The organism is Paraburkholderia sp. GAS334 (assembly GCF_050436625.1).
Classification (GTDB): Bacteria; Pseudomonadota; Gammaproteobacteria; order Burkholderiales; family Burkholderiaceae; genus Paraburkholderia.
In genome coordinates this window covers 1-13,410 of sequence record NZ_JBNDMO010000046.1, presented here as the reverse complement: position 1 = coordinate 13,410, position 13,410 = coordinate 1, and the positions used below count along the sequence as shown (strand labels likewise).

10 protein-coding genes and 1 pseudogene are annotated in these 13,410 nt (G+C 58.1%); 7 read left to right on the top strand and 4 right to left on the bottom strand.

Annotated features, from left to right (window positions below):
* Positions 1–10: 10 nt before the first annotated feature.
* Positions 11–1,639, bottom strand: coding sequence for a LysR substrate-binding domain-containing protein (locus P3T21_RS35660; protein ID WP_429260575.1), 1,629 nt, complete (start codon positions 1,637–1,639; stop codon positions 11–13).
* A gap of 118 nt (positions 1,640–1,757) precedes the next feature.
* Here P3T21_RS35660 and P3T21_RS35655 point away from each other — a divergent pair.
* A pseudogene (locus tag P3T21_RS35655) lies at positions 1,758–1,996 on the top strand (IS6 family transposase); the annotation flags it as partial.
* A 108-nt stretch (positions 1,997–2,104) separates the two neighbouring features.
* On the opposite strand, the gene P3T21_RS35650 reads toward P3T21_RS35655, so the two are convergent.
* Positions 2,105–2,896, bottom strand: coding sequence for an IclR family transcriptional regulator (locus tag P3T21_RS35650; protein WP_429260589.1), 792 nt, complete (start codon positions 2,894–2,896; stop codon positions 2,105–2,107).
* Positions 2,897–3,093: 197 nt separating this feature from the next.
* On the opposite strand from P3T21_RS35650, the gene P3T21_RS35645 reads away from it, so the two are divergent.
* From P3T21_RS35645 to P3T21_RS35620, 6 genes are all read left to right on the top strand, one after another.
* On the top strand, positions 3,094–4,377 hold the full coding sequence (locus tag P3T21_RS35645; RefSeq protein WP_429260574.1) for an NAD(P)/FAD-dependent oxidoreductase: 1,284 nt from the start codon (positions 3,094–3,096) through the stop codon (positions 4,375–4,377).
* Between the two features lie 56 nt (positions 4,378–4,433).
* Positions 4,434–5,345 carry an ABC transporter permease gene (locus tag P3T21_RS35640; RefSeq protein WP_429260573.1) on the top strand — a complete coding sequence of 304 codons (912 nt, stop codon included), beginning with the start codon at positions 4,434–4,436 and terminating at the stop codon, positions 5,343–5,345.
* A 65-nt stretch (positions 5,346–5,410) separates the two neighbouring features.
* On the top strand, positions 5,411–6,148 hold the full coding sequence (locus tag P3T21_RS35635) for an ABC transporter permease (protein ID WP_429260572.1): 738 nt from the start codon (positions 5,411–5,413) through the stop codon (positions 6,146–6,148).
* A gap of 70 nt (positions 6,149–6,218) precedes the next feature.
* Entirely contained in the window at positions 6,219–7,295 is a 1,077-nt protein-coding gene (locus P3T21_RS35630; RefSeq protein ID WP_429260571.1) for an ABC transporter substrate-binding protein, read from the top strand.
* A gap of 105 nt (positions 7,296–7,400) precedes the next feature.
* A complete protein-coding gene (locus P3T21_RS35625; protein ID WP_429260570.1) occupies positions 7,401–8,510 on the top strand; it encodes an ABC transporter ATP-binding protein in 1,110 nt (369 codons plus the stop codon).
* A gap of 62 nt (positions 8,511–8,572) precedes the next feature.
* Complete coding sequence (locus tag P3T21_RS35620; protein WP_429260569.1) at positions 8,573–10,063, top strand: aldehyde dehydrogenase; 1,491 nt, start codon at positions 8,573–8,575, stop codon at positions 10,061–10,063.
* A gap of 695 nt (positions 10,064–10,758) precedes the next feature.
* Here P3T21_RS35620 and P3T21_RS35615 read toward each other — a convergent pair.
* Together P3T21_RS35615 and P3T21_RS35610 are read right to left on the bottom strand one after the other, a co-directional pair.
* Positions 10,759–11,880 carry a polyamine ABC transporter substrate-binding protein gene (locus P3T21_RS35615; RefSeq protein WP_429260568.1) on the bottom strand — a complete coding sequence of 374 codons (1,122 nt, stop codon included), beginning with the start codon at positions 11,878–11,880 and terminating at the stop codon, positions 10,759–10,761.
* A gap of 360 nt (positions 11,881–12,240) precedes the next feature.
* The gene (locus P3T21_RS35610) at positions 12,241–13,335 is read right to left on the bottom strand and encodes an aldehyde dehydrogenase family protein (RefSeq protein WP_429260588.1); all 1,095 of its coding nucleotides are present in this window, start codon (positions 13,333–13,335) and stop codon (positions 12,241–12,243) included.
* Positions 13,336–13,410 lie beyond the last annotated feature (75 nt).

Sequence of the window (13,410 nt, the reverse complement as noted above, 5' to 3'; positions counted from 1 at the left end):
ATGGGCGTCCTCAGTGGGGCGCAAGCGCTGCTTCGACGGCTGCCGTGCGGTCGCGGCGGCAGCCTTCGCGATAGTCGCGAACGGCGGCGCCTAGCCATTGATCGAAGCGTTTAAGCGGCTCCCAGTCACGTTTCTGCTCGGGAAACGAATAGTAGACGGACTCCGGATTCGGGATCGAATGAGGGTGCACCTGAACGAGCGCACCGCTGCGCAGCTCCCGGTCGATCAGGATCCGCGGAAGCAAGGCCACGCCCAGTCCGGAAATCGCGGCATTGATGGCCATGATGAACATGTCATAGTGCTGATTTGTCGCGCTATGCTCGATGACCCGCGTGGATGCCGTTTCGGACCATGCAAGCCACGCGCGCGGAAGGTCGCGGGTGTGAATCCATGGCAGCGCGCTGATCTTTTCGCTACTCAAGCCGTCGCGCGAACCGTTTAACCCGGGCGCACAGACAGCCAGAATCTTGTCGTCGCTCACGAGCGGCTGTCCTGGCATGGCGGGCCACAGGCTCTGTCCGAAATAGATCGCGGCATCGAAGCTTGAATTGTCGAAGAACGTGGGCTGGTCGCGCCCCATGATGTGAAGTTGAAGATCCGGGTTGAGCTCGTAGAAGTCATGCAGGCGCGGAATCAGCCATTGAGATGCAAACGTGACGCCGACGGCCAGCTGGATCTTCACCTCGCTTTGCTTGCGCATCAGCTCGAGCGTATCGCGGCGAATCTGGTCGAGATGGACTCGAATCCGCCGCGCGTACTCTGCGCCTGCCGCAGACAATACCAGCCGCTGACGCACACGATCGAACAGCGTGATGCCCAGATGAGCCTCGAGCTCGTTGACCTTCTTGCAGACAGCACCATGCGTCTGCGACAGTTCGGCTGCAGCTTTCGAAAAACTTTCATGGCGCGCCGCGGCTTCGAAAGCTTGCAGCGCGCTGAGACTAGGGACACCGCGGCGCATCGATAATCCTTGCTGGCGAGAAGAAATGGGCAATGGATGCGTCGATGATAGCCGCACGGGAGGAAACTGACGTCGTTCGCTGCGCAGTGCGTGTCTAGTGGGACAGCGATACTCATTGCTTTGCTCAAGCCACTGGAAATCGCTGTTCGGGAGGGTATCGTCGCTACGTGTTTTGTTCTCCCAGACCGGGACATGTGGCTCGATTGCCTTGTCGTCGATCATCCACGCAAGCATCGACGCACTGCCGTATGCAGTGTCACCCACCAGGCGTTGAGGCTTGAGGTGGAAGCGTTGCGCGACCCGATCAATCATGATCCTGGTCGAGTCCACCTCCTGTGTGCGGTACGCCGGTGTGGCTTCAACGTCCACGATGATTCCCGCCTGCAGATCGATCAGGTAGTTGGTCGAGTAGGCATAGAACGCCGGGCCGCCGGGTGCTGCGGTCCAACGTGCAGCTGGATCGGTCAGCGAAATGTTCTTTGGTGACGTTGCAGGTTCCTGCAACGCAGCTGTGGCATGACCTTCAGCATCGTTCGCATCGAGCGTTGCCAGATACTCGCGCACCGCACGGCTGGGGCCTTCGCCGCGACTCCAGTCGATTGCTTCTGTCCCGGCGATACCCCGGGTGCGATTGGCATCGGCCTTGATGACACTGGCGTCGATCGCGAATCCAGGCAACGGACCTTCGCGCGCGGATGATGTCGATCGGGTCGTCGGTCATACCGGCCGTTCACGCCTTCTTATACTGGCCAGTCCGGGGTGTCCGCTTCGGCGTATGACGCAATGGCGCTGTTGGGTCAAGAACCGTGCCGAAAATTGCCATCAGCCCGCAGCTGAAGGCGAACAACGGATGCGTGGCCTCCGAATTTCAGAACGTGCACGCGGGTGTTCCTCTCCAGCTTATGCGCGATCCTGGAGCACTTCTCGCTCAAGCGGCATCTATCGCGCGCCTCGCTCTATCGCAAAGAGTTGGCCGCACGCTTCGTCGTGCGGCAACGCTTCACTGAGTTCGCCCAGGATTCGCCTGCTGTCTGAGAATACGCGAGTCTTTTCTGATTGGTTCGCCAATACTTCAATGTGAAAACGCCCACGCGAGGGCTGGCCAATGTTTCCGCGACAACGCGGTTTTCATAGATAAGCGGGTCAGTCAAGTGTACGACTGGCATTCGAAACAGACCGGGCGCACTCGATGACCATCGGGCCGAGTTTCTGGATCGCCTCGTCGAGCGTCCAGCGACTGCTGGGTGCTGCGACGTGGACTGCGGCGATGGTGCGACCGTTGCTGTTGATAACCGGAGCAGCCACATTGATATCGCCAATGAAATATTCCTGATTGTTGAAGGCTAAACCTCGTGTTCTCGCTGACGCGACCAACTCGTGAAGCGCATCAATGTCGACGCAGGTATTTGGCGTGTGTTGCCGTCTATCGGATGACTTCAGACGCTCCAGTACTTCGTCGTCCGGCAGGCCGGACAGATACGCGCGACCGGACGCTGTGCAGTACATCGGCATGCGCCGGCCGATCGGCATGTGGATCGGGATGTGTTTGTGACTCGGAAACCGGGCGACGTAGACCATTTCGAGTCCGTCCGGTTCAGTGAGAGCAACTGTCTCGCCACAGTTGCTGCTGAGAGCAGCGAGAAATGGATTGGCCGAATCGATCAGCAAGCTGGTCTCAAGGTAGTTGCAGCCAATGCTCATCACCCGCGTGGTCAGCTGAAAACGCCTGGTTCTCGGGTGCTTTTGTAGCAGTCCCAATGTCTCGAGCGTAAAAACGATCCTTTGCGCCGAACTCTTGCTGATGTCAGCGGCTTCGGCAATCTCGGTCAGTGTCATCGTTCGCCGCCGCGTATCGAACGCCCGCAGCACCGCGAGTCCCTTTTCTAGCGATTGGTTGAAGAGCGGAGACAGGGTTCCCGTTGGTTGTTGGAGCATGTGAGGTCCTTGTAGTCGCTGCAATGATCTGTCAGCGGCATGCAACAGTCAAATATCGAATAGCGATACGATAATAGCGTATAAAATTAAAAAATACCTATATCAATTCAAAAAGTGTTGCATTCGATTTTTTTGTTTGTGATTATCTGGGCCATCGTTAACCTCTGCAGACGCCCGACGGCAGATCAAAATCATTCATGAGCCAGCCACAGTTGACCTCGATATGGGCCGCGACCGCCAACGCCAAACCAGTTGCGGATCCTTTGGAGGTTTCAATGCGGGCAGACGTTGTCGTAATCGGCGCAGGTTACACAGGCATCTCGACGGCGTTGGCGCTTGCGCAGGGAGGTGCGAAGGTAGCGGTCCTGGAGCGCGGTGAGCTCGGCGCGGGGGGCAGCGGACTCAACGGCGGGCAGGTTATTCCGGGTCTCAAGCATGACCCCGACTCGCTGGTAAGGGAGCTGGGTGAAGCGCGCGGCACCGAGGTCGTCCGCTTCGTGCTGGGCTGCGCGGATGTGCTGTTCGATCTCGTTCGAGCCCACAATATTGATTGTGAACCGGTGCGCACGGGATGGATTCAGCCAACGGTATCGGCAGTCAGCATGTCGATGCTGAAAGAACGCGCACTCCAGTTCAACCACTGGGGCGGCGAGGCAGACGTACTTGATCGAAACGCGGTTCAGCAGTTGTTAGGCAGTAGACCGGACGTGTATTGCGGGGGCTGGATTAACCGGCGCGGCGGTAACGTTCACCCGTTGAATTACCTGTACGGCCTGGTCAGGGCGGCACAAGGTGCGGGGGCGACTGTTCATCCAGGATCGAATGCGATTCGCATAAGCCGCGCTCGAGGCAGCTGGGACGTGACACTGCAGCATGGCCCAACAGTGACTGCCGACCGGGTGGTGATTGCCACCAATGCATATACGGACGACTTGTGGCCCGGAGTGCGGCACACCATCGTCGGGGCGAACAGCCTGCAGCTGGCTACCGCACCGTTGCCACCGGAGTTGTTGTCCAGCGTCTTGCCACAACGACAAGCAGTGTCCGACAGCCGGCGCGTGATGAACTACTACCGGATCGGTCCGCAGGGACGGCTGCTGTTTGGTGGCCGGGGGCCATTCCGTCTGGCCAACGGCGTGCAAGACTACTCCAATCTGACCCGCGCTATGCATCACTTCTATCCGCAGTTGCGCGATGTGCCCGTCGAATTTTGCTGGAACGGAAAAGTGGCCCTTACGCGTGATTCTCTGCCGCACGTGCACCAGCCACAGCCGGGCATCACGATCCTCCTCGGTTGTAACGGACGCGGTGTGGCCCTGTCATCGGCGCTCGGCATAGCACTTGGACGCCATCTCCTGGGTGCCGGACCGGACCTCCCTTTCAACGCGAGGCCGATACAGCCGTTGCCGCTTCACGGGTTGCACAAGCTCTACGCGAGTTTGCTGATTCAGTATTACAGGCTTGCCGATCGAGTCGGCTGACGCCATGCGTTGGTCATCTGTGAGTCGGACCTTGTATCGATAGGGGTAACAACGCAATGAAGATATTGCCGCAAGCTAGTACTAGTTTCGCCAGTCTCACGAACAAAAGGAAGGTCGCTGTCGGCCATCCCTTCGATTGGTTTATCAACTTTCCCACAGGTCTGTTGACGTTCGTATTTACCTGTGTCGCGCTTGGCATGCTGATTTTCCTAAGTCTGCGTATCAACGACAGTACGCTGCTCGGCCACGGCATCACCGTTGAAAATTTCCGCCAACTGGTGGCGGATCCGCTGTACGCGACAGTGTTGGGGAAATCGCTGATGATCTCCGCGCTCGTCACGCTGGCCACGGTGATTCTGGCCTATCCGATGGCCTATTTCATCTCGCTGGCCAGTCCGGCGTGGCGCGGTCGCCTGTTATTCATCGTGACCTTGCCGTTCTGGACCAGCTATTTGCTACGGGTATTTTCTTGGAAAATAATTCTGGGGTACAACGGCATTCTTAATTCCGGTCTGGTTGGGTTGGGCTTCATCAAGGAACCGCTGGCGTTCCTGCTCTACACACCTACTGCGATGGTCATCACGCTGGCGCATGCGTATGCGGCCTTCGCGGTTCTGCCGATTTACGTCTGCCTGTCGTCGATCAATCGCAACCTTGTCGAAGCTGCCCGCGACCTCGGGGCGAATGGCCCGCAACTGTTCCTTCGGGTGATCCTTCCACTGTCCTTTCCAGGGATTGCCGCCGCCTCGGCGGTCGTGTTCATCCCGACGCTCGGAGACTACGTTACGCCAATCCTGGTGGGTGGGCCAGCCGGCACAATGATCGGCAATCTGATTCAGGCCCAATTCGGTAAAGCAGACAACTGGCCACTCGGTGCGGCGCTTGCCTTGTTCACAATGGTTGTAGTCCTGCTTCTGTTTGTGTTGCGGAATCTCACATCCGATCTGCACCGGAGACTCTCAGCATGAACGCCATCTCAACAATCCGCAAACCCTCGAGGTTGACTGTCTACGCGACGCTCTATATCGCTTTCTTGTATCTGCCGGTGTTGATGATCCCGCTGTTCTCGCTGAACGATTCGATTTACGTCAGCTTTCCGCTCAAGGGATTTACGACGCAGTGGTACGCGAGCCTTTGGGGCAACGATGGCATTCGCGACGCATTTTTCAATAGTCTGCGGGTCGGTCTGAGTGCCGCGGTAGTTTCGACTGCAGGCGGCACAATGAGTGCCTACGCTTTCGCGCGCCGTCCCAATCCGGCTGCCAGGACGATCACGTCGACAGCACTGATACCAATGGCGGTACCAGGCATTGTGACCGGCGTGGCCGTGTTGATTGTGGTCAACATGATCACTATAGGTCCGTCTCTGATAGCGGTCACGCTTGGGCACATCTGTATCTGCCTGCCGCTCGTGATTGTGATCATGAAAGGTCGCTTCCTAAGCTACTCGAAGTCGATCGAGGAGGCCGCATTCGACCTCGGCGCTAACGAGTGGCAGACATTCCTGATGGTTTCGCTTCCGCTGGTGGCGCCGGGCATTGCTTCGAGTTTCTTCCTCGCGTTCACCACGTCGTTCGATGAATTCATCGTGTCGTTCTTCTTGACCGGCACCGAACCAACCTTGCCAATCTATATCTGGAGTCAGCTGCGTTTCCCCAGTCATTTGCCACAAACGCTGGCTCTGGGGTCGGTGATTCTGCTGGGCTCGGCAAGCCTGGTGCTGCTGGCGGAATGGTTACGCCGGCAGGAGCCGCGCAGAAAGATGATCTGAAATGCAGTCGTAGCGGGAGCGCGAGCTTCTTGGGGTGGAGTGAGGCAGTTTAATCAATGGGATGACTACAGTGAAGACCAAACAAAGCGTAAGGACGAGGATTGGCACGAAGTGCGTGAAACTGGGAGTGTTTGCGTTCGGTGTCGCTGCTGCGATTAGTGCATCTGCGGACGGCGGAAAGTTGACGTACCTGACATGGTCGGGCTACGAACTGCCGCAGTTTCATCAGTCGTATTTGAAGGCTCATCCGGAGGGGGTCGACATTTCCGTGTTCGGCGACGATGACGAGGCGTTCGCGAAGGTCAAGTCCGGCTTCGCTCCCGACATTGCCCACCCCTGCATAGACAAGATTCCACGCTGGCGCGAAGCCAACCTGATTCAGCCGATCGACCCGAAGCGGATTCCCAACTTCGACAAGATCTTTCCGGTTCTCCGCAACATGCCGGGCGTTTATGCCGACGGCAAGCTGTGGATGGTGCCTTGGGACTGGGGCAATACATCAATCTTGTATCGCACGGACAAGCTGCCGAACCCGGAACAGAGCTGGTCGATGCTGTGGGACAAGAAACTGTCGGGCAAGATTGCCACCATCGACGCGGTACACGATACCGTAATCGTCGCAGCGATGCTGTCGGGTGTGGACCCCTTCAATATGTCGGCCAGCAATCTTGCCAAGGTGAAGGCCAAACTGCAGGAGCAGCGCCCGCTGCTGCGGACATACACCAACGACATGACCTCGGTTGAGCAGGCTCTGGCTTCGGGAGAGCTTTCCGCAGCCATGACGTGGAATGCTTCCGAAGTGGCCCTGAAGAAGCGAGGGGTCCCGGTCAAGTTCATGGCCCCTAAGGAAGGCATGCTCACCTGGGTGTGCGGCATCGTGCTGATGAAGAACGCAAAGCAGGTCGACAAGGCGTATGACTTCATAAACGCTCGTCTGCAGCCCGACGCAGGTCAATACCTGATTTCCAGCTACGGATATGGCAGTTCGAGTAAGGAGGCGTTCGCGCGGATGACCGACAAGCAGCTGAATGACCTTTCACTGCCGCGGGATCCGGAAGTCGCATTGAAAAAGACTGTGATCACGACAGCAATGAAGAACGCCGACGCGGCGTCGGCCATGTTCGAAGCGGTGAAATCAGGTCAGTAGACCCGTCGTGGAACGCGTGCGGGAGCTGCCTCATAAGGCAGCAGCCCGCGTGCCCTCGTCATGCCGGGGGAGTCGTCCGGATCACCTTGGGGTAGATCAAGAACCATGTCAATTATTGCAATTCACCAGTTGGGCAAGAGCTTTAACGGCACCGTCGCCGTCCGCGACGTCGGCCTGGACGTCGCGGAGGGGGAGTTTCTTACGCTGCTTGGGCCAAGCGGTTGCGGCAAGACCACGCTTTTGCGCATGATCGCAGGCTTCGAAACTCCCACTGTTGGGAAAATCAGAATCGGTGGCAAAGACATGACTGCTGTGCCACCGAACAAGCGTGAAATCAACACGGTGTTTCAGGACTACGCACTGTTTCCGCACATGAGCGTCGCCCGTAACGTCGCCTTTGGTTTGAGCGTCGCAGGTGTGGCCCGCGGCGAGATCGACCGACGAGTCGGGGAGGCGTTGTCGCTGGTGGAGTTGGCCCACCGCAGCAATGCGATGCCGCATCAGCTGTCAGGTGGTCAGCGTCAACGCGTCGCCCTTGCGCGCGCGCTGGTCAAGCGTCCGAAGGTATTGTTGCTCGACGAACCACTGTCCGCCCTCGATGCCAGCCTTCGGCAACAGATGCAGGTTGAACTTAAGCGCCTGCAGCAGAAGCTCGGCATCACGTTCATCATGGTTACACACGATCAGGAAGAGGCCATGGTGATGTCCGATCGCATCGCGGTCATGCAGCATGGGCGAATCGAGCAGGTTGGTGCTCCAATCGAACTGTACGACCGTCCTCACACGGCGTTTGTCGCCTCATTCTTCGGTGCTTCGACTCTGGTCTCTGGAAGGGCGGACAGGAATCTGAAGGGGGAATTGAGCGTTACATCTGCGGACGGGCTCGAACTGCGCTGTACTGACCAGGAGGGGCTTGGCATTTTGCCCGGACGTGATCTAACGGTATCAGTGCGTCCGGAAAAAGTTGCGTGCTTCGCACCTGACCATCTCCAGGACGACGATCGAAACCACTTTGATGGTGTCGTCCAGGCGGTTTTTTTTCATGGTAGCTCGGTGCGGTTGCAGGTGCAAGTTCGCGATACCGTGCTCCTGACTGACGTCAGTCGGCAACGTGCCGCACATTCAGCGGTTCCAGTTGCTGCTGGTTCACGCGTCAAGCTTTCGATCGCGCCCGACGATATCATCATCCTGCGCCATTGTCAGACAGTGCACTAGACACGCTGCGCTGAATCTCCCTTCGTTCTCAGATCGTTTAAATTGCGTAACTCAACCAGAACATGACGAAAGACCTTGCGTATTGGCGGAGCCTTATCCAGAAGCTGACCATTGAAGGTCGCGCACTGATAGACGGGGAAATGTGTTCGGCGTCCGACGGGCGTCAATTCGAGTGCCTTAGTCCCATCGATGGTCGCTTGCTCACCGATGTGACGTGGGCCGGTGCGAGTGAGGTTGACAGGGCGGTCGCAGCGGCGCGCCGTAGCTTTACGGCGGGAGTATGGGCTGGAAAGAATCCGCGTCAGCGCAAGGTCATCCTGCAACGCTGGGCCGACTTGTTGGAGCAACATTTCGATGAGCTGGCACTCCTGGAGACGCTTGACGCCGGCAAGCCGATTGCCGACACGGCGACGGTCGATCTGCCAAGTAGTGTCGGCTGCTTGCGTTGGTTCGCCGAGGTCATCGATAAAGTGGGTGGTGAAGTGGCGCCAGCTGATCACCATCTGGTCGGTCTTGTGACCCGCGAGCCGATCGGGGTGGTCGCAGCGATTGTGCCATGGAACTATCCTTTGCTCATGGCCGTCTGGAAGCTTGCACCGTCGCTCGCTGCGGGCAATAGCGTGATTCTCAAACCATCTGAAAAATCGCCGCTCACTGCGATTCGCATCGCGCAGCTTGCGATCGAAGCTGGGTTGCCTGCCGGCGTACTCAATGTCCTGCCCGGGGCAGGCGATGTGGGCAAACTGCTGGCTCTGCATCAGGATATTGATTGCGTCGCGTTCACGGGCTCGGGTGCAGTGGGGCGACAGCTCATGCAATACGCCGCCCAGTCCAATATGAAGCGTGTCTGGCTCGAGCTCGGCGGGAAATCGGCCAACATTGTCATGGATGACTGCGCTGACCTTGAGCGCGCAGCCAGAACCGCAGCGTCCGTCATCTTTTCCAATATGGGCGAGATCTGTAGCGCCGGTTCCCGCCTTCTCGTACATCGCGGCATTAAAGAAAAGCTGCTTGCGAGGATCCAGGAAGCGGCCGTCAAGTACATACCCGGCAACCCGCTTGATCCCACTGTTGCTATGGGCGCGATCATCGACCAGATCCAGCTAGACAGGGTTCTCGACTACATCAATGTCGGCGTCCAGGAAGCAACGTTGCTGATGGGAGGACGTCGGATGCACGCGAGCACCGGCGGATACTACGTCGAACCAACGATTTTTGAAAGTTCGACTGGCAAGACGCGGATTGCGCGCGAGGAAATCTTTGGCCCGGTCCTGACAGTACTCACATTCGATACTCTCGACGAGGCAATAGAGCTCGCCAATGACAGTGACTATGGGCTCGGTGCCGCGATTTGGACTTCGAATCTCACGATTGCCCACGACGCCGCACGCCGGCTTCGAGCGGGCACTGTCTGGGTAAATTGCTACGAGGAGACCAACGATATGAATTTTCCATTTGGCGGCTTCAAGCAATCAGGCAACGGCCGTGATAACTCGATTCATGCATTGGAAAAATACACGGAGCTCAAATCGACAATCATTCGGCTCCGGTGAAAGGAAGGGCCCAAGGAATGTAGGGTCTACTTCGAGCTGTTCATGAAGGCGAACCCGGATGTTTCAATCTCGATGGATAGTCCGAAGCGTGACGCGAATCCGAAGGCGATGGTGAAAGGGCGTCGTGTGACACGGCGAGTCGCAATCTTCCGTCGTTTTTTGAGGCATAGACGTTCCTCCGGAAATTTATGTGCTTTCCGGTACGCTGGATACGGCAGAATCATCCGGACGTGGTCCGATCAGACTCTAGCGCGCTCCGTACGTTTCTCGAATTGTCGATTTGCTTATGGGCTACTGAGTGAGTCTCGACAGCCGCGCCTGTTCGCGCAATGGGCCATGTAGACCACGGTGGGATGATAACTGCCGGAGGATTCGAGAGGTTCATGTCCGGGTGTCTGGGAGTGATGTGCGCAGAGCAACATCTGGATTTGTAAGAACCTTCCCGGTCTGCGTGGCAGGGTGATGTGTCAACAGATTCAGCTTAGGCAGTCCGTCTACAGAAAGGGGAAGGTCACGGACAAGATTATCCGAATCGGTGTGGATGATCCTGAATGCCATGTGGATAAACAATTTCCAAAATCACGAAATGCGAGAAAGTCCTCGAAGCGATGGGCCTTACTGCTCAGTTCGGGCGGACGGGGATCGAGCGATCCCTGTCCGGCGTTCACGTGTGCTTGTTTGCCATTGGTAGAGGATTAGTGGCCCGTTTTCAGCTGAGCCCAGAGGCGGTTTTCGAGCCGCAGGATGTCGGTCGGCATGGGCTTCATCAGCGTCGTCTTGCTCAACACTTCTGCTCCCGGATACACGGTCGGGTCCTGGGCCACTGCTGGCGTCACGAACTGACGTGCTGTACCGTTCGCAGTCGGATAGAACACCTCGTTCGTAATTGCCGAATTGACCTTCGGGTCTTCAATGTAGTTGATCCACTTCATCGCGGCTTCAGCATGAGGCGCATCTTTCGGCACCACCATCACGTCGAACCATAGCAGGCCGCCTTCTTTCACGTTCGAGAATTTCACCTGATACGAGCGCTTCGCTTCGGCGGCGCGGCGGCCGGCGATACCGACGTCGCCGGACCACGCGATCGCCACACAGACGTCGTTGTTTGCGAGGTCGTTGATGTAGCCCGACGAATTGAACTGCGTGATGTAGGGGCGAACCTTTTTCAGTACTTCAAAGGCAGCTTGGTAGTCGGCAGGATTGGTGCTGTTCGGGTCCTTGTGCATGTATTGAAGCACGGCGGCGAACGCGTCGGCGGGTGCGTCGAGGAACGACACGCCGCAGCCCTTCAGCTTCGACAGGTTGGCCGGATCGAACACCAGCGCCCAGCTGTCGACCGGCGCATTGGCGCCGAGCGCCTTCTGCACCGCCTGCACGTTATAGCCGATGCCGTCGGTGCCGTATGCCCAGGGCACACCGTACTGGTTGCCCGGATCGGCGTCGGAGATCATCTTCATCAGCGCCGGGTCGAGATTGGCGAGATTCGGCATCTTCGACTTGTCGAGCTTCTGATACAGGCCTGCCTGTATCTGCTTGGCCATATAGTTCGAGGTCGGCACGACGATGTCATAGCCGGAGCTTCCTGCCAGCAGCTTGGCCTGCAACGTATCGTCGGTGTCGTAGTTGTCGTACTTCACATGGATGCCGTTCTGCTTCTCGAAGTTCGGAATGGTGTCCTTGGCGATATAGTCAGACCAGTTGTAGACGTTCAGTTCCGTGTCTGCCGCCAGTGCTGGCGTGCCCGATAGGGCGGCCAGGCTGGTGACGGCGAAAAACGCGGCCCCCGCGACCGCACGACGAAGATGACAAACGCTCATGGTTTTTCCTTGAAGGTAAAGGTCCGGCATGAGCGTGTGGTATGACGCACGCATGCCGGAACGGACTGCCGTTACGAAAGCCAAAATTGTTGTGCGGTCGCGTCGATGGCCTTTTTCGCCTTCGAAACGATCTCATGGATTTCCTGCTTCGTGATCACGAGCGGCGACAGCAGCATCGGGTCTCCCGCGCACCCGATCTCTGACCTCGACAATGACGCATGTTTTTCCGGTGATCTTCAGATTCCAGGCCGCAAAAGTACCGGCGAAACCGCGCGGGACGTGAACTGCACCCAAGATTTCCCGATCTCGCTCTACGGTGTGCTAACAAAATTCCACAAGCCGGTAGTCCGCTTCCGACGATCAGTCCGCTACGACTGCGCGGAAACCATGTTCGGGCTGATAAGGGAACAATTCATCGCCGGTGACGACTTCGGGCGCAAGGATGACCATCTTCGAACGGCGGAACTGCTCCAGTCCTTCGGCTCCAAGTTGACGGCCGACGCCAGTCATCTTGCGGCCGCCAAAGGGCACGCCGTCATTGTCGTTGAGGGGGGTATTAACCCACACCATGCCGGACTCGATCTCGTTCACGGCCCGCATGGCCTCGGTCAGGTCGTGGGTGTAGATACTCGCGCCAAGCCCAAACCGGGAGTCGTTCGCCAGCCGGAGGGCTTCGTCGAGACTGGAGACCTTGCAGACGGGTGCCACCGGGCCGAAACATTCGTCATGCATGATGTCCATGTGGTGTTCGACCGCGAGCACCGTCGGCTCGTAGAACCAGCCTTTGTGCAGGTATTGCGGGCGGCGACCGCCGGTCATGAGCCGTGCCCCCTGCTCCAACGCGCGGCCGATGATCCGCTCGAAGCGCTGCAACTCCCGTTGCGACACCATCGGCCCCATGTCGACATCGTCCAGCCCGCGGCCGACACGGAGCGCCTGCGCTTCCTTCACAAGAGCCGCGAGGAAGTCGTCATAAACGGCCTCATGCACGTAGAACCGCTCCGGCGATGTACAGACCTGCCCGGCATTGAGGAAGGTGGCGTAGGCCGCGTTACGCGCGGCAGCGGCGACCGGCGCGGAGGGCATGACGATGCAAGGATCGTTGCCGGACGCCTCGATCAGCACTGGCTTGAAACGCTCGGCCGCGCCGCGTGCCACGGCCTGGCCGGCCGGGACACTGCCGGTGAAGGCGATGCCATGAGTGTGTTCATGCTCGACCAATTGGCGGCCGATCTCCGCGCCGCCGCCCAGTACCTGCAGCAGCCCAGGCGGCAGGTGAGTAAAAGCGTCCATTGCCAGCAACGTCGTCAGAGTCGTCGCCTCTGACGGCTTGATGATGACCGCATTGCCAGCGGCCAAGGCTGCAGAAGCCTGCCAGCAAAAGAGCAAGATCGGAAAGTTGTAGGGTACGACCAACACGACCGTACCCAAGGGTTGTTTACGCCGACCGAAAATTGAGCCACTTGTAGGGATCGCGCCGACTGAAAATTGAGCCGGGTAATCAACCTATCCTGCTAGTTTTTCAGGCAG